The organism is Roseomonas nitratireducens, from assembly GCF_017813355.1.
GTDB lineage: Bacteria > Pseudomonadota > Alphaproteobacteria > Acetobacterales > Acetobacteraceae > Neoroseomonas > Neoroseomonas nitratireducens.
Genome location: NZ_JAGIYZ010000027.1, coordinates 30,711 through 54,762, shown reverse-complemented (window position 1 = coordinate 54,762; position 24,052 = coordinate 30,711). Strand labels below are relative to the sequence as shown.

The following is a 24,052-nucleotide window of genomic DNA, read 5'->3' as shown; positions in this document are numbered from 1 at the left end:
GCCTCGGCCAGGCGCGGCGGGGCGGGGGCGGGCGGCGGCGCGGGGGGCGCGACCGGCACCGGCGGCGGCGCGGGCGGCGTCGGCGGGGTCGGTGTCTCGGGCTGGGGCGGGCTGGGCGGCGGGGCGACGATGATCGGCACGGGCGCTTCGACCGGCGCTTCCGCCCCGCGCGGCGCCTGGTCCGACCCGCCCTGGAACACCACGGCGAAGGAGGGCGGGGGCAGTTCCTCCGGCGGCCGGCCGCGCGGGTCCAGCTCCAGCAGGATCAGCACCACGATGGCCGCGTGCAGCAGCGCCGAGAGCAGCCCCGCCCGCCCGATGCGCGGGCGCGACCGGCGGCGCGGCGCCATCGGGCCCGGCGGCTCGGGCACCGAGGCGGCGGCCGGGGCCGGCGGCGGCTGGCGGTCTTGCGGGGATAGTCGCATCGGGGCGGAGAAGGGCCTTCCGGAGATGGGCAAGGCGGCCGCCGAATCGAGCCCTCGTCCGGGTTGCCGCCAAAGGCCGCTCTGCTACACCAAGCGGGCGCGCCGGGTTAGCACAGTGGTAGTGCAGCGGTTTTGTAAACCGAAGGTCGGGGGTTCGAATCCCTCACCCGGCATTCGCCTTCCGGCGAGCCGCCATCCTCGCCGCCGCCGAATGGCCCCGATCCCGCCAGCATCCCGCGCGGATGTTGCGGTGTAAGAACGCCGGGCCTGGCTACCGTACCCAAGCCGGCGCGATCGCGGGATGGTCGCGCGTTGCGACGGCAGACGGCGCCTTCTATTGAACCGCCTCCGAACACAAGGAATTCCTACGATGTCGCGCCGCGTCCTCATCGCTCTCGCCGCAACCGCCGCCCTGTTCGCCGCGCCCGCGCCGGTCGCCCAGGCGCAGACGCAATATGCGCAGCGCTGCGACACGAACCTGCGGATCACCAACAACTCATCGAGCAGTGTTCGCGCGATCTATTTCAATCCCTCGAGCAACCGCAACTGGGGCCCGAACCGGCTGGGCAACAGCATCCTGCAGCCGCGCCAGAGCATCACCTTCCAGCTGCCGCAGGAAGACAATTACGACTTCCGCATCTCCTGGGGCGGCAACCAGGCAGCCGAGATGCGCCACACCGACATCTGCCGCATCAGCGGCGTCATCATCACGGATGACGGGCTGCGCGTGCGCTGAACCCCGCCCGCGGCGAGCGAGGCCGGCAGGGTCCCAGCCCCTGCCGGACGCCGCCCGTCAGTCCGGGCGGCGCAGCGAGCGGTCCGCCCGGCAGCGCGACAGCGGCAACTGCTCGGCCGCGACGACGCGCAGCACCTGGCGCTGGGCGCGGTTCACTTCCATGGTCAGGCAGGCGCAGCCATAGCCGTAGTAGCCGTTGGTGCGGACCCATTCGCGCGTGGTCATGTCGGGGATGCGCCGCATGCCCGGCAATTCGGGCCCACCCTGGGAGGACAGGATCCACTCCCCGTCCCGGTCGTCCAGCCAGTGGTTGCCGGGCGTCGGGTTGTGCAGCCAGCCGCAGCGGCGTTCCGGCGCGGCCTCCGCCGCCCCGGTGGCCGCCAGCATGGCCAGCAGGCCGAACATCATCGCGCGCATCCAAGTCCCTTTTCCGAATCGCAACGGCCCATCATGGCATGCGCGGCGCGTCGCGCGACAGCGGTGGCGTTCCCGCCCGCGCGCGCCCATCTTCCGCCCCATGAACCTGATCGCCCCCGGCCCCGTCCTGTTCATGCCGCAGAAGCGGCCCGCGCCGCCGTCGGAGAAGCGGCTCAAGGTCGTCTCCCCCTTCGAGCCCAATGGCGACCAGCCGGCCGCCATCCGGGAGCTGACCGCGGGGCTTCTGCAGGGCGAGCGCGACCAGGTGCTGCTGGGCGTCACCGGGTCCGGCAAGACCTTCACCATGGCCAAGGTGATCGAGGAATTGCAGCGCCCCGCGCTGGTGCTCGCGCCCAACAAGACGCTGGCGGCGCAGCTGTACGGGGAGATGAAGTCCTTCTTCCCCGACAACGCGGTGGAGTACTTCGTCAGCTACTACGACTACTTCCAGCCGGAAGCCTACGTTCCGCGCACGGACACCTATATCGAGAAGGATTCGCAGATCAACGAGCAGATCGACCGCATGCGCCATTCGGCCACGCAGGCGCTGCTCGAGCGCAACGACGTCGTCATCGTCGCCTCGGTTTCCTGCATCTACGGCATCGGGTCGGTCGAGACCTATTCGCGCATGGTCGTGAAGCTCGAGCGCGGCGGGCGGATCGAGCGCGACGCGCTCATCAAGGGCCTGGTCGAGCAGCAGTACCGCCGCAACGATTCCTTCTTCGCGCGCGGCACCTTCCGCGTGCGTGGGGAAAGCGTGGACATCTGGCCCTCGCACCTCGACGACCGCGCCTGGCGGGTTTCGCTGTTCGGCGACGAGATCGACGGCATCCGCGAATTCGACCCGCTGACCGGCGAGGTCACGAGCGAGATGGAACGCATCGCCGTCTACGCCAACAGCCACTACGTCACGCCGCGGCCGACGCTCACCCAGGCGATCGCGCAGATCAAGGTCGAGCTGAAGGAACGGCTCGCCCAGTTGGAGGCCGAGGGCAAGCTGCTGGAACGCCAGCGCCTGGAACAGCGCACCATCTTCGACATCGAGATGATGGAGACGACCGGGTCCTGCAAAGGGATCGAGAACTATTCCCGCTATTTGACCGGCCGGCGGCCCGGCGACCCGCCGCCGACGCTGTTCGAATACCTGCCGGAGAACGCGGTGCTGATCGTGGACGAAAGCCACGTCACCGTGCCGCAGATCGGCGGGATGTATCGCGGCGACTACGCGCGCAAGGCGATCCTGTCCGAGTTCGGCTTCCGCCTGCCGTCCTGCACCGACAACCGGCCGCTGAAGTTCGAGGAATGGGACAGCTATCGCCCGCAGACCGTCTTCGTGTCCGCAACGCCCGGCCCGTGGGAGATGGAGCGCACCGGCGGCGCCTTCGCCGAACAGGTGATCCGCCCGACCGGCCTGGTCGATCCCGTCTGCGAGATCCGCCCCGTGGAAGGCCAGGTGGACGACCTGCTCGCCGAATGCCGCGCCGTCGCGCAGAAGGGCGGGCGCGTGCTGGTCACGACGCTGACCAAGCGCATGGCGGAAGACCTGACCGAGTACATGACCGAGGCGGGCATCCGCGTGCGCTACCTGCACAGCGACGTCGATACGCTCGAGCGCATCGAGATCATCCGCGATCTGCGCAAGGGCGTGTTCGACGTGCTGGTGGGCATCAACCTGCTGCGCGAGGGACTCGACATTCCCGAATGCGCGCTGGTCGCCATCCTGGACGCCGACAAGGAAGGCTTCCTGCGCAGCACCACCGCGCTGATCCAGACGATCGGCCGCGCCGCGCGCAACGTGGAAGGCCGCGTCGTGCTCTATGCCGACGTCATGACCAACAGCCTGAAGAACGCGCTGGGCGAGACGGAACGCCGCCGCGCCAAGCAGCAGGCCTGGAACGCCGAGCACGGCATCACGCCCACCACCATCCGCCGCGAGATCGCCGACGTGCTGCGCGACGTGACGCAGGGCGACTACGTCACGGTCGACGCGGTGGAGGGGGAGGAGGAGACGAACTTCGTCGGCAAGGACCTCCGCGCCGCCATCGCGGACCTTGAGAAGAAGATGCGCGCCGCCGCGGCGGAACTGGAATTCGAAACCGCGGCGCGGCTGCGCGACGAGATCAAGCGGCTCGAAGCACTCGACCTGGGACTCGAACCGAACCTCGCCGGCCGTTCCCTGCGCGAAGCGACGCCCAAGGCGGATTGGAAGCCCAAGCCGTTGGGCCCCGGCGGCGGCGGCTACGACCCGAAAAAGGCCAAGGGCGGACGGAAGCGCAAAGCGCCCTGACGCGTTCCTGCCTCCGACGGGGCGCGATTGCCCCGGTTCCGCCCGATCGATGCCACACGCAGCGGTTGTGGTGGACGCATCGGACCTGACCGAAGGAGGCAGAAAAATGCTGACGAAGACGATCCGACTTTCCGCCATCGGCCTGATCGCCCTGGGCCTGGCCGCGTGCCAGGACCCTGTCGGCCAGCGCGCGCTGATCGGCGGCGGCATCGGTGCCGCGGGCGGCGCGGGCATCGCGGCGCTGACCGGCGGTTCCCCGCTGGCGGGCGCGGCGATCGGCGGCGCGGGCGGTGCCGCGGTCGGCGCGCTGACGGCGCCGCGCTACCGCTACTGACCAAGGCGATCCGGCCCGGGGCAGCGTGCCCCGGGCCGGGCTATTCCAGCCGCAGCGCGGCGCGCATCTCGGCCGCGCCGACGGGATCGGCGAGCGCCGCCAGCCGGAGCGCCGCCAGCGTCGCGTGGCGATGCAGAAGGGACCGGCGGCGCGCCGGGGCCAGGCGATGCTCCGGCGCCTCGCGCAGCAGCGCAGGCTCGCGGTCATCTGCCACGACAAGGCCGACATCCTCCGGCAGCAGATCCTGCGGGAAATCGAGATCGACGGCGAAGAACAGCCGATCGCACCAGGCGCGGTAGTCGGGCCATTTCCGGTCGGACAGGAAATCCCGCGCGCCGGACTTCACCTCGAGGATCACGAAGTCGCCGTCAGGAAGCAGCGCCAGAACGTCGGCGCGGCGGCCATCGGGCAGCGGCACCTGTTCCACCGGCGCCCAGCGGCGCAGCAGGCAGAAGCGGATGGCGGCACGGGTGATGGCAAGCGTTCGGTCGGGTGCGTTCATGTGAGACACGGGGGACGAAAACTCCCTCCCCCCGTACCCCCCTTCCCGGTCGGTCCCCAACAGACAAGGAAGGTTGGGGGGCCCGGGGGGAAGTTCCCTTCCCCCCGCCCTTACGTCTTCAACCCGCTCGGCTTCGGCGTCGCCCCCACATTCCCCGCCGAGCGCCCGGCATCGACCGGCAGCGTCACCCCCGTGATCCAGCGCGCCGATTGGGAAGCGAGGAAGCACGCCGCCTCCGCCACGTCCCAGGCCGTACCTTCCACCTTCAGCAGGCCGGAATTCGCGCGCTGCTGGCGCAGTTCCTCGCTCATGCCGCGCGAGGCGACCATCGGCGTGTAGACATATCCCGGCGCGACCGCGTTCACGCGCACCAGGTCCCCGCCGTGATGCGCGGCCATGGCGCGCGTCATCTGCACGATGGCGCCCTTCGTCGTCGCGTAGAGCAGCCCCGGATGCCCGCCCTGCAGCCCGGCGATGGAAGCGAGGTTCACGATCGCCCCCGCGCCCTGCTTGCGCATCTCCGGCACCGCGTGGCGCGCCATCAGCATCACGGACTTCACGTTCACCGCCATGCCGTGGTCCCAGGCCTCGATGTCGAGCACCGTCGCATCGCCGGCCGGGCCGCTGATGCCGACATTGTTCACCAGCACATCGAGCCGGCCCCACAGCCGCACGGCCTCGGCCACCGCCGCCGCGCAATCGGCGTCCTTCGAGACGTCGCCGACGAAGGGCGCGCAGACGCCGCCCTCGGCGCGGATCATCGCCTCCGTGCCGTCGAGCCATCCGCGCTGCACGTCCAGCAGCAGCACCTTGGCACCGCGGCGGGCGAGCAGCGTGGCGATGGCGCGGCCATTGCCCACCGTCGTCGCCTCGGTGCCCGATTCGCGCGACCCCGCGCCGGTGACGATGGCGACCTGGCCATCGAAGCGAGTCCTGTCCTGCATGGCGTATCCTCCGTTCTTGCCCGCAGCCTGCAACGCCGCGCGGCAACCGGGAACCCCCGCGCGGTTGCGCGCTGCGGGGGGCAGGGCCACCTTCGCCGCCATGATCCGCCGCGCCCTCCTCGCCCTTCCTCTCCTCGCCCTGCCCTTCGCGGCCACGGCGCAGGACGCGCCCATCCGGTCACAGCAGGCGAATTTCCGCGTCACCACCTTCGCCACGGGGCTCGAGAACACCTGGGGCGGCGCGTTCCTGCCCGACGGGTCGATGCTGGTGACCGAACGCCCGGGGCGCCTGCGGCGCGTCACGCCCGATGGCCGCGTCTCGCCTCCGCTCGGCGGCGTGCCGCAGGTCGAAGCGGTCGGCCAGGGCGGGCTGCTCGACATCGCCCTCGCGCCGGACTTCGCCCGCACGCGCGACGTGTTCCTCTGCCAGGCTGCGTCGGTGGAAGGCGGGGCGCTGACGCGGCTGATCACGGCGCGGCTCGCGCCCGATTCGACGCAACTGGTCGGCGTGCGCCGCGTGCTGGACGCGACGCCGGCGCAGCGCAGCGGGCGGCTGCATTATGGCTGCCGGATCGCCTTCGACCGCGACGGGTTTCTCTACCTTTCCACCGGGGAGAGGAACGAGCGCGCCCGCGCCCAGCGGCTGGACGACCTGGCCGGCAAGGTGCTGCGGCTGACGCGGGACGGGCGCGTGCCGCCGGACAATCCCTTCGTCGGCCGCGCCGATGCGCGCCCGGAGATCTTCTCCTACGGCCACCGCCACCCGCAGGGGCTCGCGGTGAATCCCTGGACGGGCAGCCTGTGGGAAGCGGAATTCGGCCCGCGCGGCGGGGACGAGATCAACATCCTCCGCCGCGGCGCGAATTTCGGCTGGCCGACCGTCAGCCACGGGCGGGAATACTGGGGCCCGCGCATCTCGCGGGAGGTGAGCGCGCCGGGGATGCAGGACCCGCTGCATGTCTTCGACCCGCCGATCAGCCCTTCCGGCATCGCCTTCTACGACGGCGCGGCCTTCCCCGGCTGGCGGCGCAGCCTGTTCGTCGCAGCGCTCAACACGCCGGGGCTGGTGCGGCTGTCCGTCGATGGCGACCGCATCACGGGGGAGGAGCGGCTGCTGACCGGCTTCGCGCGGATGCGCCACGTGATCGTCGGGCCGGATGGCCGCATCTACCTGCTGACGGATGAGGGCGAGGGGCGGATCTTCCGGCTCGATCCCGCCTGACCACTTCCGCGCCGCCGCGTTCCGGTCGAACCTGCGGGGCGGAAGCAAGGGGGAAACGCGCCATGACGGCAGCGGACGCATTGCGCGCGCGGCTCGCGCGCGGGGGGATCGTGATGGCGCCGGGCGCGCCGGATGCCTTCGCGGCGCGGCTGATCGCCCGCGCGGGGTTCGAGGCGATCTACATGACCGGCCTCGGCGCCACCGCCTCCCGCCTCGGCCGGCCCGACATCGGCCTGCTGACCCAGACGGAGATGACGACCCATGCGCGCGACATGGTCCGCGCCGTGGAGATCCCCGTCATCGCCGATGCCGATACCGGCTATGGCGGCCCGGCCAACATCGCCCGCACCGTCGAGGAATACGCCCAGGCCGGCGTCGCCGCGATCCACCTGGAGGACCAGGTGGCGCCGAAGCGCTGCGGGCAGCTGGCCGGCATCCGGCTGATCCCGATCGAGGAGCATCTCCGCCGCCTGCGCTGCGCCGTCGCCGCGCGCGCGCCGGGCGGGCCGCTCGTCATCGGCCGGACCGACGCGATGCCGGCGGCCGGGCCCGCCGAAGCCGTGCGCCGCGCGCTGATGATCCGCGACACGGGCGTGGATCTCGTCTTCGTCGACGGGCTGAAGACGGTCGCGGAGGTGGAGGCCGTCGCCCGCGATGTGCCGGGCCCGAAGGTCGTCAGCATCGTGGACGGCAACGAGACGGTGGCACTCGATGCGCGGACGCTGGAGCAGATGGGCTTCGCCGTCGTGCTCTACGCCGTCACCGCGCTGTTCGCCGCGGCCAGGGCGATGACGGATGCGCTCGCGCTGCTGAAGCGGGACGGCACGCCGGCCGCCGCCGCCCCGGCGCTGATGACCTATGCCGAGTTCAGCGCGGCGGTGGATCTGCCGCGCTTCCAGGCGCTGGACGAGACCTTCGGCTGACGCTCAGCGCCCTTCGAAGGACGGCGCGCGCTTTTCCAGCATCGCGTCCACCGCTTCGCGGTGGTCGCGCGTGCCGTGCGCGAGCGCCTGGTAGGCGGCGGACATCTCCAGCAGCGTGGACAGCCGCATGTGCTGGCTTTCGCGCAGCAGCCGCTTGGTCAGCCGCACCGCCTGGGGCGGGTTGACGGCGATGCGCGCGGCCATCTCCCGCGCCGCCGGCAGCAACTGGTCGGGGGCGACGACCTTGGAGACGAGGCCGCAGGCGAGCGCTTCGGCCGTACCTATGGCGTCGCCGGTCAGCGACATCTCGAGCGCCTTCGACATGCCCACCACCTTGGGCAGCAGGTAGGCGCCGCCATCGCCCGGCACGATGCCGACCTTGACGAAGGATTCCGCGAAGCGGGCGCCTTCCGCCGCGATGCGGATGTCGCACATGCAGGCGAGGTCGAGCCCCGCGCCGATCGCCGGCCCGTTCACCGCGGCGATGGTGGGGATGTCCATCTCGTACAGCGCGAGCGGGATCATCTGGATGCCGCGCCGGTAGGATTCGCGGATCTGCGCGCCCGTATCGCCGCCCGTGATGCCGGTCTTGTCGCGCATGCCCTTGAGGTCGCCGCCGGCGCAGAAGGCGGACCCGGCGCCGGTGACGATGACGACGCGCACCTGGTCGTCGCGGTTCAGCGCGCGGCAGGCATCCGCCACCTCGGCGCATTCCTCGGCGGTGGAGATGGCGTTGCGCTTCTCCGGCCGGTTGAGCGTGAGCGTGACGACATGGCCGTCGCGCTCGATCTTCAGGAAGCCGGTCATGCGGCGCTCTCCTCGTCGCGGGCGGTGATGAAGGTCCAGAGCGGCGCGTTCGCCCCCTGCACGGCGGCGCCGATGCGCGCCGACCAGAAGCGTTCCGTGCCGCCCTCCTCGCGCCAGGCCCAGAGCCGGCGCGTGAGGTGATGGAGCGCGTGCTCCTCGGTGATGCCCATGGCGGCGAGCACCTGGTGGGCGATGGCGGCCCCCTGCGCCGCCGCCTCCCCCGCCGTGACCTTGGCGCAACCGATCTCGAAGGCGGCGTCGGCGAGGCCACGCGCATCGGCGGCGCGCGCGGCGGCCGCGGCGCCGACCGAGGCCGCGGCGCTCTCCGCCGCGAACAGCGCCAATTGCTGCTGCACCGCCTGGAAGCGCCCGATCGGTCGGCCGAACTGCTTGCGCGTGTTCGCGTGGTCCACGGCGAGCGCGAGCGCCGCCGAGAGCGCGCCCGCCATCTGCCCGGCGCGCAGCAGCGCGGCCAGCGCGCGCGCCGCGTCGTCGCCCCAGGCGGGCGGCAGCGTGCCTTGCGCGAGCGGCGCGCCGGATGCGGCGAGCGTGTCGCGCGGTTCGCGGGCGATGTTCACGCCTTCGGTCCAGCGCAGCGCGGCAGCGTCGTGGAGGGACACATGCGCGCCATCGACCAGCACGACATGCGTCGCGTGGCGCCCCCAGGGCACGGGCGCGCCGGCGGCGGCGAAGGTCAGCACGCCGTCCTCCGGCACCGCGATGCCGGCGGCGGCGAGAAGGGCCGCGGCGCCGATCGCCTCGGCCAGCGGCGCGGGCGCGCCGACGCGGCCGAGGGCTTCGATCACGGGCGCGATGTCGGCAAGGCCGAGCCCCGCCCCGCCCGCATCCTCCGGCACCAGCGCCATGGCCAGGCCGAGGCCCGACAGCGCATCCCAGGCGGCGCGCGGGAAGGCGCCGTCCTCCACCGCGCGCAGCGTCGCGACGTCGGACACGTCGGCCAGCGCGCGGGCGACCTGCTCGGCGAGTTCCGCCGCGATGTCGCTGGCCATCAGCGCAGCCCCAGTTCGCGGGCGATGATGCCGCGCATGATCTCCCGCGTGCCGCCGCGCAGCGAGAAGGTGGGGACCACCTGCGTCAGGTAGGCGTGCATGCGGCGCATCTCCTCCGGCATCGCATCCGTGTCGACCAGCGCGCGGACGGCGTCGGGCAGCTCCTGCTCGAAGGTGTTGCCGAGGTCCTTCACCAGCGCCGCCTGGCGCACGGGATCCTCGCCATCCTGCAGCATGCCGGCGACGGCGGTGGACATGGCGCGCAGCGTCCACAGCCGCGCCGCCTGGCGCCCGAGCGCGGGGGTGGCGGATGCGTCGCCGCGCAACTCGGCGACCGCCGCTTCCAGCAGCGGGTGGGATGAGAGGTAGCGGTCGGGGCCGGAGCGTTCGAAGGCGAGCTCGCTCGTCGCCTGGGCCCAACCCGCGCCTTCCTCCCCCACCAGCGCGTCGGGGGGCAGCAGCACGTCGTCGAAGGTGATCTCGTTGAAGCCCTGCTCGCCCACCAGGTCGCGGATCGGGCGGATGGTCACCCCCGGCGCCTTGAGGTCCACCAGCACCTGCGACAGGCCCTGGTGCCGCGCCCCGCCTTCCGGCGCGGGCGATGTGCGCACCAGCGCGATCATCCAGTCGCAAAGATGGCCGAAGGTCGTCCAGATCTTCCGCCCGTTCAGCCGCCAGCCTTCCGGCACGCGGTCCGCCCGCGTGCGCAGGCTGGCGAGGTCCGATCCCGAATCAGGCTCCGACAGCCCGATGCAGAAGGCCCATTCGCCGGACGCGATCCGCGGCAGGTATTTCTGGCGCTGCGCCTCGGTACCCAGGCGCAGGATCAGCGGGCCGGACTGCCGGTCGCCGATCCAATGCGCGCCGACCGGCGCGCCTGCGGCGAGCATCTCCTCCAGCACGATGTTGCGCTCGAGGAAGCTGCGCTCCGCCCCGCCATAGGCCTTGGGCCAGCACATGCCGATCCAGCCGCGCGAACCCACCGCACGGGTGAAGTCGCGGTCGAAGCCCATCCAGGACCGCGCGCGCACTTCCGGCGTCCAGCGATGGGCGTGCCCGGCGATGAAGGCGCGGACCTCGGCGCGCAGCGCGGCGGCACCCGGCGGCGGGTCGCGCAGGTCGAAGCGCAGGCCGGTCATCGGCCCGCGCGCCCGGGGGCGGATCGGTCACGATCCGCGATGCGAAGACTCATGCGGCGGTTCCTCCGCCGCGATCCTGCGCGGGGATCGCGCCGCGCTCAATGCCCCTTGCCGAGCAGGCGCGACAGCACCGGGATCGAAGCGAAGCCCACCGCGACGCCCGCCACGCCCGCGATCGCCGCTTCCACCGCCCATCCCAGGAAGCCGCCGCCCACCGCCGCGCCCGCCGCATGGGCCAGGTGCGCGGGGCCGGCCAGGCCGAAATGCTCGAGGCTGTGCAGGATGATGCCGCCGCCCACCCAGATCATCGCCGCGGTGCCGACGACGGACAGCACCTTCAGCACGATGGGCATGCCGCGCACCAGCAGCGCGCCGGCGCCGATGCCGCGCCGGACCATGGCCACGCCGACATCGTCCGCCTTCACGATCATCGCCACCACGCCATAGACCGCGACGGTGATGACGAGGCCGACGAGGGCCAGCACCGCGCCCTGCGTCCAGATGTTCGCCTGCGGCATGGTGGCGAGCGCGATGGCCATGATCTCGGCCGAGAGGATGAAGTCGGTCTTGATCGCGCCCGCGACGCGCGTGTTCTCAAGGTGCAGCGCATCGACCGGCGCCGCTTCCGCCTGCGCTTCGGCGGCATGCGGGCGGAGCCATTCCAGCAGCTTCTCCGTCCCCTCGAAACACAGGTAGATGCCGCCCACCAGCAGCAGCGGCGTGATCAGCCAGGGCGCGAAGGCCGACAGCAGCAGCGCCGCCGGCAGCAGCACCAGGAACTTGTTGCGCAGCGAGCCGATGGCGATGCGCCGGATGATCGGCAATTCGCGCGACGCGTCGAAGCCCACCACGTAGCGCGGCGTCACCGCCGCGTCGTCGATCACGACGCCCGCCGCCTTGGCCCCCGCCTTGCCGGCCTGGAGCGCCACATCGTCGATCGACGCCGCGGCCACCTTGGCGATGGCGGCGACGTCGTCCAGCAGGGCAAGCAGGCCTGTGCTCATGCGAAGGGTCCCGGCGGCTTTGGAAGGCGCGCATGGTGCCCGTTCCGGCCGCCGAAGCCAATCGCGGCGGGCGGCCCGTGCGCGATCCGGGTCACGCGCCGGGCGTCATGGCAGGCGGACCGGGATACTCTTCGGATCGAGGCAGAGCCTCGATCCGGGAGCGCGAATGCGCGACCGCGCCCAACCCGCCCGCCGCGCCGGGCGCGCCAGCCCGTGGCGCGCAAGCCAAGCGCGCGGAGCGCGCGCCCGGCGCCTGAGGTCAGAAAATGAATCACACGATCCCGGCCGCCCGCGCCGCCGCGATCTCCGCCGCGTCCATGCCCGCGAATTCCGCCAGCACCGCATCCGTGTCTCCGCCCGGCGCGGGGATGCCGTGGCGATAGGTGGGCGGCGTGGCCGAAAGATGCAGCGGCGACGCCGCCACGCGCACCGTCCCGCCGGCATGGTGCGGCAGCTCGACGATCATCCCCCGCGCGGCGATGTGCGGGTCGGCGGCCACGTCGGCGGCGGTGTTCATCGGCCCGCTCGTGATCTTCGCTGCCTCCAGCCGCGCCAGCCATTCGGCGCGTGGGCGCGTGCGCAGCAGCGTGCGCATCCGGTCGAGCAGCGCCGCGCGGTGCTCCACGCGGTCCCGCGCGCGGCGGAAGCGCGGGTCCTCGGCCCATTCGGGATGGCCCAGCGCCTCGGCCAGCCGCACGAATTCCCGGTCGTTCAGCACGCCGATGACGAAGCGGCCGTCCGATCCCTCGAACACGCCGTAGGGCACGGCGACGGGGCTGTCGTTGCCGCTGCGCGGCACCAACCGCCCGGCGTTCAGCCAGGCGGACATCGGCGCCTGCATCAGGGACGTCATGGTCTCGAACAGGTTCACGTCGATGCACTGGCCTTCGCCGGTCGCATCCCGGTGGCGCAGCGCGGCGAGGATGGAGACGCAGGCGGCGAAGCCCGTGAACATGTCGGCCACCGGCACGCCGACGCGCTGCGGCCCGCCGCCCGGCGCGCCATCGGCTTCGCCCGTCACCTCCATCAGCCCGGCCATGGCCTGGGCGACGAAGTCGTAGCCGGACCGCCCGGCATAGGGCCCGTCCTGCCCGAAGCCGGTGACGGAACAGTAGATCAGGCGCGGATTGATGGCCTTCAGGTCGTCCCACCCCAGCCCGTAGCGCGCGAGCGTGCCGGTGCGGAAATTCTCGATGAGCACATCGGCGCGCGCGACCATGCGCTTGAGGATCGCCGCCCCCTCGGGCTTCGCGAAATCCACCGAGACGGACCGCTTGTTGCGGTTGAGCGAGACGAAATAGGTGCTGTCCTCGCTGCCCGGCACGAAGGGCGGGCCCAGCGCGCGCAGGTCGTCGCCATCCCCGCGCCGTTCCACCTTCGCGACCTCCGCACCCAAATCCCCCAGCATCTGCGCGCAGAGCGGCCCCGCCACCACGCGCGTCAGGTCCACCACGCGCACCCCGTCCAGCGCCCCGGCCATCCGCTTCCTCCTCGTCCCGCGCCAGGGTGGCGCAGGCGGGGCGCGGCGGAAAGACGCCGCCGCGATGGACGAAGTGGCGCGCGGCGTGCTGACCTTCGCGCCATGATCCGCGCCCTGGTTGCCCTGCTGCTGCTTGCCCCCTTGCCCGCGCTCGCGCAGGCAGGGCCGTCCTTCAACTGCGCCCAGGCGCGCGCCTGGGACGAGCAGGCGATCTGCGCCCAGGCCGACCTCGCGGAGCTGGACCGGCGCATCGCCGCCGCCTGGCGCAGCGTGACCGAACGCGCGACGCCCGAGGACCGCCAGCGCCTGCAGGGCGAACAGCGCGCCTGGCTCGCCGAGCGCCGCGCCTGCCAGGGCCCCAATGCGCGGGAGGCGCAATCCTGCGTCCGCCGCCTGATGCGCGCCCGCGCGCGGGACCTCGAGGCGCTGGCCCAGGGCGGGGCCGCCGGCACCGCCAGCAGCGCATCCGCCGCGCTGCCGACCGCCAAGCCGGATCCGGCGGCCGCGCCCGCCGCCCCGGCGCGCGCCGGGCTTGCCGCCGTGACCTGCCCCGCGACGTCAGGCTGGGCGGCGCGGCAGATCTGCGCCACGCCGGGCATGGCCGCGCTGGATACCGCCGTGGTGCGGGATGCGGAGGCGGCGCGCGCGCGGCTGGCGCGCAACCCGCCGGCGCTGGCCGAGCTGGACGCGCTGCTGGCGCGCTACGTCGCCGCGCGGGAAGCCTGCGCGCGCGCGGCCGGGCGCGTGCCGCTCGACTGCCTGCAGGAGACGATGGAGGAAACGCAGGCGGAGATCCGCCGGCGGATGGCGTGAGGGGGCTACAGCACCATCCGATCACGCTGGATCAGTGCGATCGGATTTCGTGCTGTAGAATCAATGGTTTCCAGAACAAGAAATCCGATCAGCCGTCTCCGGCTGGTCGGATGTCGCTCTAGCCGCGCAGCCGCGCGACCGTCGCCGTGGTGGAATTGCCCGGCAGCAGCTCGGCGAGCCTGACCTCCCCGCCATAGTCGCGCACCAATTCGCCGCCCACCACCTGGTCCACCGTGTAGTCCGCGCCCTTCACCAGCACGTCGGGCTTGAGCAGGCGGATGAGCTCCACCGGCGTGTCTTCCTCGAACACCGTCACGCAATCGACGGTGGCGAGGGAGGCGAGCACCGCGGCGCGCGCGGCTTCCCCCTGGATCGGCCGCGCCGCGCCCTTCAGGCGCTTCACGCTGGCATCCGAATTCAGCCCCACCACCAGCCGGTCGCACCAGGACCGCGCCTGTTCCAGCAGGTGCACATGGCCGGGATGCAGCAGGTCGAAGCAGCCATTGGTGAAGCCCACGCGCCAGCCGCGGCGGCGCCAGCGTTCCACCTGCTCGGCCGCGCCGGCGCGGGAGACGACCTTGCGCAGCGCGCCGCGCTCGGGGGCCAGCGCCTCGGCCAGCTCCTCCTCCCGCACCACGGCGGTGCCGACCTTGCCCACCACGATGCCCGCGGCGAGGTTCGACAGGCGCGAGGCGACCGGCAGCGAAAGCCCCGCGGCGAGCCCGGCGGCGAGCGTCGCCACCACCGTGTCGCCGGCGCCGGAGACGTCGTGCACCTCCGCCGCCTCGGCCGGGAAATGATGCACCCGCGCGCCGTCGAGCAGCGTCATGCCGTCCTCGCTGCGCGTCACCAGCACGGCGCCGAAGCGGTGTTCGGCCTGCAGGGCGCGCATGGCGGCGAGGATCGCTTCCTCGCTGTCCACCGGCATCCCGGTCGCTTCCGCCAGCTCCGCGCGGTTGGGCGTGACGATGTCGGCCCCGGCGTAGCGGGAGAAGTCGCGCCCCTTGGGGTCCACCACCACGCGCCGGCCGGCGGCGTGCGCGGCATCGATCAGGCGGCGCGACGTCTCCCCGCGCAGCACGCCCTTGTCGTAGTCCGACAGCACCAGCACGGCGGTCGCCGCGACCGCGTCGCCGGCGATCTTGATCATCCGGTCGGCGAGGCGCGGATGGATCGGCTGCACCACCTCCTGGTCCGCGCGCATCAATTGCTGGCCGGAGGCGATGAAGCGCGTCTTGGTGGTGGTGTGCCGCCCGCCCTGGACCAGCAGCCAGGGTTCCACGCCCGGCTGGCCGCCGATCAGCCCAGTGAGGTCGCTGCCCGCCTGGTCGTCGCCCACGACGGACACGAAGGCGACCGCCGCACCCAGCGCGGTGAGGTTCCGCACCACATTGCCCGCGCCGCCCGGCATGGCGACTTCCCGTTCCACCGCCAGCACCGGCACCGGCGCTTCGGGGCTGATGCGCCGGACGGTGCCGTAGACGTAGCGGTCGAGCATGGCGTCGCCGACCACCAGCACCGAGGCGCGCCGGAAGGCGCGGAGCGCGTCCGTCAGCTCGGCGAGGGAGATCTCGGCCAGGGGGCGGTCGGCGTCGGGCGCGGGGCCTTGCATGGGCCAGCCCTAACCCGCCCGGCGCGGGCAGCGCAAGGCGAGCCTTGCCCGGGCCGTCACGCGCCGGCCATCGTCATGCCATCCACGCGGATGGTCGGCGCATCCGTCCCGCGCCGGAATTCCAGGTCGTCGGCCGGGACCATGGCCCGGAACATGTCCTTGAGGTTGCCGGCCACGGTCACTTCGCTGACAGGTTCGGCCAGCTGGCCGTCGCGGATCATGAAGCCGGCCGCCCCGCGGCTGTAGTCGCCGGTCAGGCCGTTCACGCCCATGCCGATCATCTCGGTGACATACAGGCCTTCCTTGATGTCGGCGATCAGCGCCTCGGGCGTCACCTGCCCCGGTTCCAGCCACAGGTTGGTCGGCGCCGGGCCGGGCGGGCCGCTCGTGCCGCGGCTGGCATGGCCGGTGGACGCCATGCCCAGCTGCCGCGCGCTGCGCCAGTCCATCAGCCAGGTGGTCAGCACGCCATCGGCCACGATCGCGCGCGCCTGGCCGGGCATGCCTTCCCCATCGAAGGGGCGGGACCGCAGGCCGCGCCGGCGCAGCGGGTCGTCCCGCACCGTCAGCCCGGCGGCCAGCACCTGCTGGCCCATGGAATCCTTCAGGAAGGACGTCCCCCGCGCCACCGCCGCACCGTTGATCGCACCCACCAGGTGCCCGAGCAGGCTGCCCGAGATGCGCGGCGCGTAGACCACCGGGATGCGCGCGGTCCTGGGCCGCGTCGGGTTCAGACGGCGGATCGCCCTTTCCCCCGCGCGCCGCCCGATCCCTTCCGGGTCGTCGAGGTCGGCGAGATGCACGGTCGAGGACCAGTCGTAGTCCCGCTCCATCGCCGTCCCGCTGCCGGCCAGCGCGACCGCCGAGATCGAATGGGAGGTGCGGGAGAATTCGCCCGCGAAGCCGGTGGAGGTGGCGAGCGCGATCGCCGTGCGCGACCAGCCGGCATCGGCACCCTCGCTGTTGGTCACGCCATGGACGGCAAGTGCCGCTTCCTCGGCCGCCGCGGCGCGGGCGAGCAATTGCTCGGCCGTCGGCTCCGTCGGGTCATCCAGGTCGAGGTCGGCCGGCGGCACCGTGACGAAGTCGGGCAGGCCGGCGAAGGGGTCTTCGGGGACCACGCGCGCCATGGCGACCGCGCGGTCGGCCAGCGCGGCGAAGCCCTTCGGGTCGGGGTCGGTGGAGGAGACGATGGCGATGCGCCGGCCGAGGAAGACGCGCAGGCCGATGTCGAAGCCCTCGGATCGCTCCAGCTGCTCGATCGCGCCCATGCGGCGCTTCACGGCGAGCGACGCGTCCTGCACGAGCACGGCGTCGGCGGCGTCGGCACCCGCGCGCTTGGCGGCGGCGATGAGGTCAGTCAGCAGCGTCAGGCGGTTCATCGGTGTTTCCCTTCCGGGCGGTGCAAGGTCGGGGGAGGTGAACCTCCCCCGAACCCCCTCCCTTTTCTGTCTGTCGGGGACTGATTCCCAAGGTCACAAAAAAGGTTGAGGGGGGTTCGGGGGGAGAAGTTCCCTTCTCCCCCCGATCACGCTCACGCCGCCAGCTTCTCCATGATCGCATCGACGCCGGGCACGTGCTCCGCCGGGCCCATCGCCGCCAGCGTCGGCCTTGCGCGGAACATCGCCGCGGCCGCCTGCTGCACCTGTTCCACCGTCACGGCCGCGATCTTCGCCTTGGTTTCCTCGACCGGGATGACGCGGCCATGGACCTGCAATTGGCGGGCGAGCGTCTCGCAGCGGCTGCCGGTGCTCTCGAGCGACATGAGAAGCGAGGCGCGCAGCTGCGCCTTGGCCCGCGCCAGCTCGTCCTCGGTCACGTCGCGCTGCACGGCGCGCAGCGCCTCGATCGTCACGGGCACGAGTTCCTTCGCCTCGGTCTCGCCGGTGCCGGCGTAGATCTGGAACAGCCCGCCGTCGCGGAAGGGGGAGGCGAAGGAATAGATCGAATAGACCAGCCCGCGCTTTTCCCGGATTTCCTGGAACAGGCGGGACGACATGCCGCCGCCGAGCAGCGTCGAGAGCAGCTGCGTCGGGTAGTGCAGCGGGTCGCCATGCTTCACCGAGGGGAAGCCGAGCACGATGTGCACCTGGTCGAGTTCCCGCGTTTCGCGGAATTCGCCGCCGGTGTAGCGCGCGGGCTCCGGTGCGGCGGCGCCGGTCGCGGGCAGGTCGGCGAAATGCGTGCGCACCATGTCGAGCAGCGCGTCGTGCTCGATCGCGCCGGCGGCGGCGACGACCATCGCCTCCGGCCCGTAATGGGTGCGCATGTAGCCGGTCAGCGCGTCGCGGCTCATCGCCTTGATCGTCGCCTCGGTGCCGAGCACGGGGCGGCCCATCGCCTGGGCGGGGAAGGCGGTTTCCTGGAAATGGTCGAAGACGATGTCGTCCGGCGTGTCGTTCGCCTGGCCGATCTCCTGCAGGATGACGCCGCGCTCGCGTTCCAGTTCCTCGGGCACGAAGGTGGAATGCGTCAGGATGTCGCCGATGATGTCCACGGCGAGGCCCGTGTCCTCCTTCAGCACCTTGGCGTAGAAGGCGGTCTGCTCGCGCGCGGTGTAGGCGTTCAGGTGACCGCCGACATTCTCGATCTCCCGCGCGATGGCCGCGGCGTCGCGCCGCGCGGTGCCCTTGAAGGCCATGTGCTCGAGGAAGTGGGAGACGCCGTTGACCTCCGGCGCCTCGTGGCGCGTGCCGGCGCCGATATAGGCGCCGACCGAGACGGTCTCGACGCGCGGCATGGTCTCGGAAACGACGGTCAGGCCATTGGGCAGTCGGGTGACGCGGACGGCATCGGACATGTGCGGTCGTGGCTTCCTTCAGGCGGCGTTGCGAAGGGCGTGGGCGCGGACCGCCGCCTCGATGGCGGCGAGGTCGTTCGGCAGGACGCCGTAGCGTTCCTGACGTTCATATAGGTCGGCCATGCGCGCCGGCAGGGGGGGGCGCAGCCCCGTCGCGCGTTCCACCGCATCGGGGAACTTCGCCGGATGCGCCGTGGCGGCGACGATGACGGGGATGGCGGGGTCCTCGGGCGCGAGCGCCCGGGCGGCGGCGGTCCCCACGGCGGTGTGCGGGTCGGCCAGGTAGCCCGCTTCGCGGTGCAGCCGGCCGATCTCGGCGAGCGTGCCTTCGTCGTCCAGCGCGAAGCCGCGGAACAGCGACGTCGCTTCGCGCCAGGCGGCGTCGGGGACCGGCATGCGGCCTTCGGCGCGGAAGCGCTGCATGGCCTCGCGCGTCGCGGCGGCGTCGCGGCCGAGCATCTCGAACAGCAGGCGCTCGAAGTTCGACGAAACCTGGATGTCCATCGACGGCGAAAGGGAGGGCTCGACCGCGCGCATGGACATGTCGTTGGCGGCGAGGAAGCGCGTCAGGATGTCGTTGCGGTTCGACCCGACGATGAGGCGGGAGATCGGCAGCCCCATCCGCCGCGCCGCCCAGGCGGCCAGCACATTGCCGAAATTCCCGGTGGGGACGGAGACGGCCACTTCGCGGTCCGGCGCGCCGAGCGCGAGCGCGGCCGCGGCGTAGTAGGGGATCTGCGCGGCGATGCGCGCCCAGTTGATGGAATTGACGGCCGACAGCCGCATCTCCTGGCGGAAGGGGGCGTCGTTGAACATCGCCTTGACCAGGTCCTGGCAGGCGTCGAAGTCGCCTTCCACGGCGATGTTGGCGACGTTGGGCGCCATAACCGTCGTCATCTGCCGGCGCTGCACCTCGCTGGTGCGGCCGCGCGGATGGAGGATGACGATGTCGATGGCCGCGCGGTCGCGGCAGGCCTCGATGGCGGCCGAGCCCGTGTCGCCCGACGTCGCGCCGACGATCGTGACGCGTTCGCCGCGCGCGGCGAGCACATGGTCGAACATCCGCCCGAGCAGTTGCAGCGCCATGTCCTTGAAGGCGAGCGTCGGGCCGTGGAACAGCTCCAGCGCGAAGACGCGCGTGTCGAGCTGCACCAGCGGCACCGTCGCCGGATGGCCGAAGCCGGCATAGGCCTCGGCGCAGATCCGATCCAGCGGCAGGTGCCCCGCGCCGAACAGGCCGAGCAGCCGGGCGGCAAGCGCCGGATAGGGCAGGCCGCGCAGCGCCCGCCATTCGGCGGTGGACAGGCTCGGCCAGGCTTCCGGCACGAACAGGCCGCCATCCTCGGCGAGGCCCGCGAGCAGGACGGAATCGAAGTCGCGGGCCGGCACCTGGCCGCGGGTGGAGACGTAGCGCATGGGGCGGTCTTTACCGGCTTGGCGGGCCGGCGGCGAGAGGCGGGCCGGGGCGCGGCGCCGGCCGTCCCGGCGCGCATCGGATTGCCGCCCGGCGGGCCGGGCGGATATTCTTGCGAAGCCGCAAGGACCATCCCGCCCGATGCGCATCGCCCTGATGGGCAATTGCCAGGTTCCCCTGATCGCCGAGGCCCTGCGCCGCGCCAACCCGGCCCTGCGCATCGCCGGCGCCTGGGAGATCCATGAGGTCCGGGCGGAGGACGAGGCCGCCATCCTCGCCACCATGGATGGCTGCGACCTGGTGCTGAGCCAGCGGACGGGCGAGCTGTACGCCCGCAGCCGCGGCATCACGGGCCTGTCCACCGCCGCGCTGAAGGCGCGCGGGACGGCCCGGGTGCTGTCCTTCCCCGCGCTGCACTTCAAGGGCCATGCGCCGGATGTGCGCCACCTGCTGGATGGGCGGATGACCGCGCTGGGCGGGCCGCTCGGCAACTACCATGTCGGCCAGATCGTCGATGCCTGGCGCGCCGGACGGCCGGTGGCGGAAGCGGCTTCGCTGCTCGACGGGGAAGCGCTGCTGGCGCGGCAGCCCGATCCCTTCGCCGCCGCGCTGGCCGATCTCGCGGCAAGGGAGGCCGAGACCGACGTGGCGTTCAGCGACGTGGTGGCGCGGCACGCCCGCGCCGGGCGGCAGTTCCACACGCCGGGGCATCCCTCGAACCTGCTGCTGCTGCATTTCGCGATGCGCATCGCCCGCGCGGCGGGGATCGGCTTCGACGCGGGGCGCGCGGGGCCGCTCACGGCCGCGCTCGACCTGATCGACATGCCGACCTATCCGGCGATCCGCCGGCGCTACCGGCTGCCGCCGGAGCCGGCCACGCGCTTCCTCGGCGTGCGCCTGGGGCGCGTCGGGCCGGAGGGCGCCAGCTATGAAGGCCGGGCGATCTACGACCGGCTTTCGGTGACCGAGGCCTTCTACCGCTTCTACGACGCGACCCGGCCCGCCTGATACGAGCGGCCGAATTCCTCGACCGGTCCTGTCCGCTTTCGCGTGCCCCCGGGCGCCGGGCGCGCCACATGCGCGGCCTCGGCATCAGGCGACGCTCAGGCCGTAAGGTAGCGCCGCGTCAGGTGCTCGGTGAAGTCGGAAGGATCGAGCGGCTTGCCCGTCGCCGCGCGCAGCAGGTCCTGGAAGCCGAGCAGCGAGCCCTTGCCGTGCACATGCGCGCGCAGCCAGCCCAGCAGCGGCGACAGGTCGCCTTCCGCCAGCGCGTCGTCCAGCCCGGGGGCGGCGGCGCGCGCCGCCTTCATCAGCTGCGCCGCCGCCATGGCGCCGAGGGTGTAGGAGGGGAAGTAGCCGAAGGCGCCGTCGTGCCAGTGGATGTCCTGCAGGCAGCCCTTGGCGTCGTCCGGCGGGACGATGCCGAGGATGCGCTTCAGCCCCTCGTTCCACGCGCCCGGCAGGTCCGCGACATCCAGCGTGCCGCCGATCATCGCCCGTTCCAGCCGGAAGCGGAGGATGACATGGGCGGGGTAGGTGATCTCGTCCGCGTCGACGCGGATGAAGCCGCGGGAGACGCGCCGCCAGTGGCGCGCGAGGTTCGCCGCGGCGTAGGGCGCGGCGTCGCCGCCGAAGGCCCGGTGCAATTCGCGCCCGAGGAAGCCCAGGAAGGCGTCCGACCGGCAGGCCTGCATCTCGACGATCAGGGATTGGCTCTCATGCGCGGCCATCCCCGCGGCCTCGCCCACCGGCTGGCGGGCGAAGGCGGCGGGCAGGCCCTGTTCGTACAGCGCGTGGCCGGTCTCGTGCAGCACGCCGAGCACGGCCTTGGCCGCGTCGTCCTCGTCGTAGAAGGTCGTCAGGCGCTGGTCGCGCGGCGTGCCGCCGCAGAACGGGTGCAGCGATTCGTCGAGCCGCGCATGCGCGTAGTCGAGGCCGATGCGCTCGGACAGGCGGCGGCACAGCGCGCGCTGCGCGTCGACGGGAAAGGGGCCGGGCAGCGGCCGGGGGGCGGGGCGCGCGGCCTCGATCGCCTCGGCGCGCGGCAGGGCATCGGCCAGGAAGGCCTCGTAGGCGGTGAAGACGGGCTCGACATCGGCGGCCGTGATGCCGCGCTGGTAGCCATCCATCAGCGCGTCATAGGGATCCATGCCGAGGGCCGCGGCGAGCGCCTGGGCGGTTTCGCGCTGCAGGCGCACCACCTCGGTCAGCGACGGGCGGACGCGGGCGAAGTCGGCCGTCGCCTTGGCGTCCCGCCAGATCTTCTCGCAGGCCGAATTGGCGCGCGCGGTCGCCTCCACCAGCGAGGTCGGCAGGGCGGTGGCGCGGGCATGGGCGCGGGCCATCAAGGCGAGGTTCGCTTCCTCCCACAGGCCGTCGCCGCGGGCGATCTCGAGATCCTCCTCGACCACCGGCGCGGTCAGCAGTTCATGCGCGAGGCCGGCCAGCGCGGCGAGCTGCTCGCCGCGCGATTCGCCCCCGCCGGGCGGCATCATGGTGGCGGCGTCCCAATGCAGCATGGACGCCGCTTCCCCCAGCGCGGCGATGCGCGCGAAGCGGGCCTTCAGGCGGTTATAGGCGGCGTTGTGCATGGCCCTCTCATTCCTTCAGCCGGCGCCGCGCCCAGACCAGGAACACCCCGGCGAGCGCGGCGGCGAGGCCGTACCAGGTGATGGCATAGCCGAGATGGTTGTTGCGCGGGCGCGGCATCGCGCGGTCCGGCGCCGGCAGGCCCCGCGCATCCCCCAGCGCGACCAGCGCGAAGGGGGCCGCGCCGGGCAGGCCGAGCGCCGCGCCGATCGCCGCCGGGTCGAAGCTGTAGAAGCGGCGCCCGGCCGCGTCGTCGGTGGCGGAGAACCAGCCGGCGCGCTCGGCCTCCCTCACCCAGCCGGCGACGCGGACATCGCCTTCGGGCCGGTCGATCGCCCCGGCACGGTCGAGCGGCACCCAGCCGCGATCGACCAGCAGCGGCGCCGCGCCGTCGCGCAGCAGGGGCACGACCAGCCGCGCGCCGAGATGGTTGCCGCGCACTTCCAGCCCCACCAGCGCTTCGCGCGCATGGTCGAAGCGGCCGGCGGCCTCGACCTTGGTGAAGGGCGTCGGCGCGGCGGGGAGCGGGACGGGCGGCGCGGCCTCGGCCGCGTCGATGCGGGCGAGGATGTCGCGCTTCCAGCCGAGCCGCTCGGCCTGCCAGGTGCCGAGGCCCAGCAGGATGACAAGCGCCGGGAGCGTGACGGCGAGCGGCAGGATCAGTCGGCGCATCGCCGGGGATGTAGGCCGTCGGCCGCCCTGCCGGAAGGGTGGATGGCGGGACGCCGTTCAGCCGCCGTCCCCGCCGCCTATGGCGACTCCCGCCGATGGCGCCATTGCAGCGCGACCAGCGCGGCCTTGGCGACGCGCATCGTCAGCACGGAGAAAGGCAGCACCAGCGCGGGCCAGAGCACCGCATGCAGCCAGAGCGGCGGGGTGAACTTCACATCGACCCAGAGCGCGGCGCCGACGGTGGCCGCGCCGATGACGAAGATGGCCGCGACCGCCGGGCCATCCCCCGCGTCATGGGCCCGCAGGTCGAGCCCGCAGGAGTCGCAGGTGTCGCGGATGTCGAGCAGGCCGCGGAACAGCGCGCCCTTGCCGCAGCGCGGGCAGCGGCCGAGCAGGGCGGCGGTGGCGAGCGGCGGCGGCGCGGCTTCATGCGACATGCGGCATCGAGGCTCGCGCGACAGGAGCGCGGGCGCAAGCGACGAGAGGGGCTTCGCCCCCCTCGCACTCCCCCCACCAAAGGCCGAAAGGCCTTTGGGAACCGGGTGTTGGCGCGAGCCTTGGCGGCGCGGGCATGGGCGAAGCGCGACCGCGCCCAGACCGTCAGCCGCCCCCGGCGCGCCAGTACAAGGCGCGAAGGCAAGGCGGCCGGACGGCCGCCGCCCGCCATCTAAGGGCAAGGAAACGGATCGAGGCAGAGCCTCGATCCGCGAGCGCGAAGCGCGACCGCGCCCAGACCGTCAGCCGCCCCCGGCGCGCCAGTACACGGCGCGAAGGCAAGGCGGCCGAACGGCCGCCGCCCGCCATCTAAGGGCAAGGAAACGGATCGAGGCAGAGCCTCGATCCGCGAGCGCGAAGCGCGACCGCGCCCAGACCGTCAGCCGCCCCCGGCGCGCCAGTACACGGCGCGAAGGCAAGGCGGCCG

22 protein-coding genes, 1 tRNA gene and 1 pseudogene are annotated in these 24,052 nt (G+C 72.7%); 8 read left to right on the top strand and 16 right to left on the bottom strand.

Going from position 1 to position 24,052, the window contains the following annotated elements; all coding sequences use genetic code 11:
- Window positions 1–350 (bottom strand): annotated as a pseudogene (locus J5Y09_RS20930) (hypothetical protein); the annotation flags it as partial.
- A gap of 176 nt (window positions 351–526) precedes the next feature.
- Here J5Y09_RS20930 and J5Y09_RS20925 point away from each other — a divergent pair.
- Window positions 527–598, top strand: a tRNA-Thr gene (locus J5Y09_RS20925).
- A gap of 197 nt (window positions 599–795) precedes the next feature.
- Window positions 796–1,161, top strand: coding sequence for a hypothetical protein (locus J5Y09_RS20920; RefSeq protein WP_209353802.1), 366 nt, complete (start codon window positions 796–798; stop codon window positions 1,159–1,161).
- 57 nt (window positions 1,162–1,218) lie between these two features.
- Here J5Y09_RS20920 and J5Y09_RS20915 read toward each other — a convergent pair whose 3' ends face one another.
- Window positions 1,219–1,578: a DUF4087 domain-containing protein gene (locus tag J5Y09_RS20915; RefSeq protein WP_209353801.1), complete on the bottom strand. Its 360-nt coding sequence runs from the start codon at window positions 1,576–1,578 to the stop codon at window positions 1,219–1,221.
- Window positions 1,579–1,678: 100 nt separating this feature from the next.
- On the opposite strand from J5Y09_RS20915, the gene uvrB reads away from it, so the two are divergent.
- Both uvrB and J5Y09_RS20905 read left to right on the top strand, forming a co-directional pair.
- On the top strand, window positions 1,679–3,865 hold the full coding sequence (gene uvrB / locus J5Y09_RS20910) for an excinuclease ABC subunit UvrB (RefSeq protein WP_209353800.1): 2,187 nt from the start codon (window positions 1,679–1,681) through the stop codon (window positions 3,863–3,865).
- A 106-nt stretch (window positions 3,866–3,971) separates the two neighbouring features.
- Window positions 3,972–4,199 (top strand): YMGG-like glycine zipper-containing protein, encoded by a 228-nt coding sequence (locus tag J5Y09_RS20905; protein ID WP_209353799.1) that lies wholly within the window; start codon window positions 3,972–3,974, stop codon window positions 4,197–4,199.
- Window positions 4,200–4,239: 40 nt separating this feature from the next.
- On the opposite strand, the gene J5Y09_RS20900 is transcribed toward J5Y09_RS20905, so the two are convergent.
- Both J5Y09_RS20900 and J5Y09_RS20895 read right to left on the bottom strand, forming a co-directional pair.
- Window positions 4,240–4,701 (bottom strand): MmcB family DNA repair protein, encoded by a 462-nt coding sequence (locus tag J5Y09_RS20900; RefSeq protein WP_209353798.1) that lies wholly within the window; start codon window positions 4,699–4,701, stop codon window positions 4,240–4,242.
- A gap of 110 nt (window positions 4,702–4,811) precedes the next feature.
- Window positions 4,812–5,645, bottom strand: coding sequence for an SDR family NAD(P)-dependent oxidoreductase (locus J5Y09_RS20895; protein ID WP_209353797.1), 834 nt, complete (start codon window positions 5,643–5,645; stop codon window positions 4,812–4,814).
- A 100-nt stretch (window positions 5,646–5,745) separates the two neighbouring features.
- Between J5Y09_RS20895 and J5Y09_RS20890 the strand changes: the two genes are divergently transcribed.
- Both J5Y09_RS20890 and J5Y09_RS20885 read left to right on the top strand, forming a co-directional pair.
- A complete protein-coding gene (locus J5Y09_RS20890; protein WP_209353796.1) occupies window positions 5,746–6,867 on the top strand; it encodes a PQQ-dependent sugar dehydrogenase in 1,122 nt (373 codons plus the stop codon).
- A gap of 62 nt (window positions 6,868–6,929) precedes the next feature.
- Window positions 6,930–7,790, top strand: coding sequence for an isocitrate lyase/PEP mutase family protein (locus J5Y09_RS20885; protein ID WP_209353795.1), 861 nt, complete (start codon window positions 6,930–6,932; stop codon window positions 7,788–7,790).
- A 3-nt stretch (window positions 7,791–7,793) separates the two neighbouring features.
- Here J5Y09_RS20885 and J5Y09_RS20880 read toward each other — a convergent pair whose 3' ends face one another.
- The 5 genes from J5Y09_RS20880 to J5Y09_RS20860 all read right to left on the bottom strand — a co-directional run bounded on the left by J5Y09_RS20880 (window position 7,794) and on the right by J5Y09_RS20860 (window position 13,230).
- Window positions 7,794–8,597, bottom strand: coding sequence for a crotonase/enoyl-CoA hydratase family protein (locus J5Y09_RS20880; protein WP_209353794.1), 804 nt, complete (start codon window positions 8,595–8,597; stop codon window positions 7,794–7,796).
- Entirely contained in the window at window positions 8,594–9,607 is a 1,014-nt protein-coding gene (locus J5Y09_RS20875; protein ID WP_209353793.1) for an acyl-CoA dehydrogenase family protein, read from the bottom strand. The genes J5Y09_RS20880 and J5Y09_RS20875 overlap by 4 nt, the downstream gene beginning before the upstream one ends.
- Complete coding sequence (locus tag J5Y09_RS20870) at window positions 9,607–10,746, bottom strand: acyl-CoA dehydrogenase family protein (RefSeq protein WP_209353792.1); 1,140 nt, start codon at window positions 10,744–10,746, stop codon at window positions 9,607–9,609. The genes J5Y09_RS20875 and J5Y09_RS20870 overlap by 1 nt, the downstream gene beginning before the upstream one ends.
- A 98-nt stretch (window positions 10,747–10,844) precedes the next feature.
- Window positions 10,845–11,750, bottom strand: coding sequence for a DUF808 family protein (locus J5Y09_RS20865; protein ID WP_209353791.1), 906 nt, complete (start codon window positions 11,748–11,750; stop codon window positions 10,845–10,847).
- A 271-nt stretch (window positions 11,751–12,021) separates the two neighbouring features.
- On the bottom strand, window positions 12,022–13,230 hold the full coding sequence (locus J5Y09_RS20860; RefSeq protein WP_209353790.1) for a CaiB/BaiF CoA transferase family protein: 1,209 nt from the start codon (window positions 13,228–13,230) through the stop codon (window positions 12,022–12,024).
- Window positions 13,231–13,332: 102 nt separating this feature from the next.
- Between J5Y09_RS20860 and J5Y09_RS20855 the strand changes: the two genes are divergently transcribed.
- Window positions 13,333–14,043, top strand: coding sequence for a lysozyme inhibitor LprI family protein (locus J5Y09_RS20855; protein WP_209353789.1), 711 nt, complete (start codon window positions 13,333–13,335; stop codon window positions 14,041–14,043).
- A gap of 118 nt (window positions 14,044–14,161) precedes the next feature.
- Here the strand turns inward: J5Y09_RS20855 and rfaE1 are convergent, their stop codons facing one another.
- The 4 genes from rfaE1 to thrC all read right to left on the bottom strand — a co-directional run bounded on the left by rfaE1 (window position 14,162) and on the right by thrC (window position 19,871).
- Complete coding sequence (rfaE1, locus tag J5Y09_RS20850; protein WP_432761245.1) at window positions 14,162–15,622, bottom strand: D-glycero-beta-D-manno-heptose-7-phosphate kinase; 1,461 nt, start codon at window positions 15,620–15,622, stop codon at window positions 14,162–14,164.
- Window positions 15,623–15,711: 89 nt separating this feature from the next.
- The gene (locus tag J5Y09_RS20845) at window positions 15,712–17,037 is read right to left on the bottom strand and encodes a TldD/PmbA family protein (protein ID WP_209353787.1); all 1,326 of its coding nucleotides are present in this window, start codon (window positions 17,035–17,037) and stop codon (window positions 15,712–15,714) included.
- A 152-nt stretch (window positions 17,038–17,189) separates the two neighbouring features.
- A complete protein-coding gene (locus J5Y09_RS20840) occupies window positions 17,190–18,455 on the bottom strand; it encodes a M16 family metallopeptidase (protein ID WP_209353786.1) in 1,266 nt (421 codons plus the stop codon).
- An 18-nt stretch (window positions 18,456–18,473) separates the two neighbouring features.
- Window positions 18,474–19,871, bottom strand: coding sequence for a threonine synthase (gene thrC / locus J5Y09_RS20835; RefSeq protein ID WP_209353785.1), 1,398 nt, complete (start codon window positions 19,869–19,871; stop codon window positions 18,474–18,476).
- 139 nt (window positions 19,872–20,010) lie between these two features.
- Between thrC and J5Y09_RS20830 the strand changes: the two genes are divergently transcribed.
- On the top strand, window positions 20,011–20,877 hold the full coding sequence (locus J5Y09_RS20830) for a WcbI family polysaccharide biosynthesis putative acetyltransferase (protein WP_209353784.1): 867 nt from the start codon (window positions 20,011–20,013) through the stop codon (window positions 20,875–20,877).
- Between the two features lie 95 nt (window positions 20,878–20,972).
- Here the strand turns inward: J5Y09_RS20830 and J5Y09_RS20825 are convergent, their stop codons facing one another.
- The 3 genes from J5Y09_RS20825 to J5Y09_RS20815 all read right to left on the bottom strand — a co-directional run bounded on the left by J5Y09_RS20825 (window position 20,973) and on the right by J5Y09_RS20815 (window position 23,567).
- Window positions 20,973–22,460, bottom strand: a complete 1,488-nt coding sequence (locus tag J5Y09_RS20825) for a carboxypeptidase M32 (RefSeq protein WP_209353783.1) — start codon at window positions 22,458–22,460, stop codon at window positions 20,973–20,975.
- 7 nt (window positions 22,461–22,467) lie between these two features.
- Complete coding sequence (locus tag J5Y09_RS20820) at window positions 22,468–23,130, bottom strand: SURF1 family protein (RefSeq protein WP_209353782.1); 663 nt, start codon at window positions 23,128–23,130, stop codon at window positions 22,468–22,470.
- A gap of 77 nt (window positions 23,131–23,207) precedes the next feature.
- On the bottom strand, window positions 23,208–23,567 hold the full coding sequence (locus tag J5Y09_RS20815) for a DUF983 domain-containing protein (RefSeq protein WP_209353781.1): 360 nt from the start codon (window positions 23,565–23,567) through the stop codon (window positions 23,208–23,210).
- Window positions 23,568–24,052 lie beyond the last annotated feature (485 nt).

What these genes read in the sequence shown, in the direction of transcription:
- J5Y09_RS20915 (WP_209353801.1), bottom strand. Translation starts at nt 1,578, where the DNA reads ATGCGCGCGATGATGTTCGGCCTGCTGGCCATGCTGGCGGCCACCGGG.
- J5Y09_RS20890 (WP_209353796.1), top strand. Translation starts at nt 5,746, where the DNA reads ATGATCCGCCGCGCCCTCCTCGCCCTTCCTCTCCTCGCCCTGCCCTTC.
- J5Y09_RS20830 (WP_209353784.1), top strand. Translation starts at nt 20,011, where the DNA reads ATGCGCATCGCCCTGATGGGCAATTGCCAGGTTCCCCTGATCGCCGAG.
- J5Y09_RS20905 (WP_209353799.1), top strand. Translation starts at nt 3,972, where the DNA reads ATGCTGACGAAGACGATCCGACTTTCCGCCATCGGCCTGATCGCCCTG.
- J5Y09_RS20900 (WP_209353798.1), bottom strand. Translation starts at nt 4,701, where the DNA reads ATGAACGCACCCGACCGAACGCTTGCCATCACCCGTGCCGCCATCCGC.
- J5Y09_RS20885 (WP_209353795.1), top strand. Translation starts at nt 6,930, where the DNA reads ATGACGGCAGCGGACGCATTGCGCGCGCGGCTCGCGCGCGGGGGGATC.
- J5Y09_RS20860 (WP_209353790.1), bottom strand. Translation starts at nt 13,230, where the DNA reads ATGGCCGGGGCGCTGGACGGGGTGCGCGTGGTGGACCTGACGCGCGTG.
- J5Y09_RS20920 (WP_209353802.1), top strand. Translation starts at nt 796, where the DNA reads ATGTCGCGCCGCGTCCTCATCGCTCTCGCCGCAACCGCCGCCCTGTTC.
- J5Y09_RS20875 (WP_209353793.1), bottom strand. Translation starts at nt 9,607, where the DNA reads ATGGCCAGCGACATCGCGGCGGAACTCGCCGAGCAGGTCGCCCGCGCG.
- J5Y09_RS20845 (WP_209353787.1), bottom strand. Translation starts at nt 17,037, where the DNA reads ATGAACCGCCTGACGCTGCTGACTGACCTCATCGCCGCCGCCAAGCGC.
- J5Y09_RS20815 (WP_209353781.1), bottom strand. Translation starts at nt 23,567, where the DNA reads ATGTCGCATGAAGCCGCGCCGCCGCCGCTCGCCACCGCCGCCCTGCTC.
- J5Y09_RS20840 (WP_209353786.1), bottom strand. Translation starts at nt 18,455, where the DNA reads ATGTCCGATGCCGTCCGCGTCACCCGACTGCCCAATGGCCTGACCGTC.
- J5Y09_RS20870 (WP_209353792.1), bottom strand. Translation starts at nt 10,746, where the DNA reads ATGACCGGCCTGCGCTTCGACCTGCGCGACCCGCCGCCGGGTGCCGCC.
- J5Y09_RS20895 (WP_209353797.1), bottom strand. Translation starts at nt 5,645, where the DNA reads ATGCAGGACAGGACTCGCTTCGATGGCCAGGTCGCCATCGTCACCGGC.
- uvrB (WP_209353800.1), top strand. Translation starts at nt 1,679, where the DNA reads ATGAACCTGATCGCCCCCGGCCCCGTCCTGTTCATGCCGCAGAAGCGG.
- J5Y09_RS20855 (WP_209353789.1), top strand. Translation starts at nt 13,333, where the DNA reads ATGATCCGCGCCCTGGTTGCCCTGCTGCTGCTTGCCCCCTTGCCCGCG.
- J5Y09_RS20880 (WP_209353794.1), bottom strand. Translation starts at nt 8,597, where the DNA reads ATGACCGGCTTCCTGAAGATCGAGCGCGACGGCCATGTCGTCACGCTC.
- thrC (WP_209353785.1), bottom strand. Translation starts at nt 19,871, where the DNA reads ATGCGCTACGTCTCCACCCGCGGCCAGGTGCCGGCCCGCGACTTCGAT.
- J5Y09_RS20865 (WP_209353791.1), bottom strand. Translation starts at nt 11,750, where the DNA reads ATGAGCACAGGCCTGCTTGCCCTGCTGGACGACGTCGCCGCCATCGCC.
- J5Y09_RS20825 (WP_209353783.1), bottom strand. Translation starts at nt 22,460, where the DNA reads ATGCACAACGCCGCCTATAACCGCCTGAAGGCCCGCTTCGCGCGCATC.
- J5Y09_RS20820 (WP_209353782.1), bottom strand. Translation starts at nt 23,130, where the DNA reads ATGCGCCGACTGATCCTGCCGCTCGCCGTCACGCTCCCGGCGCTTGTC.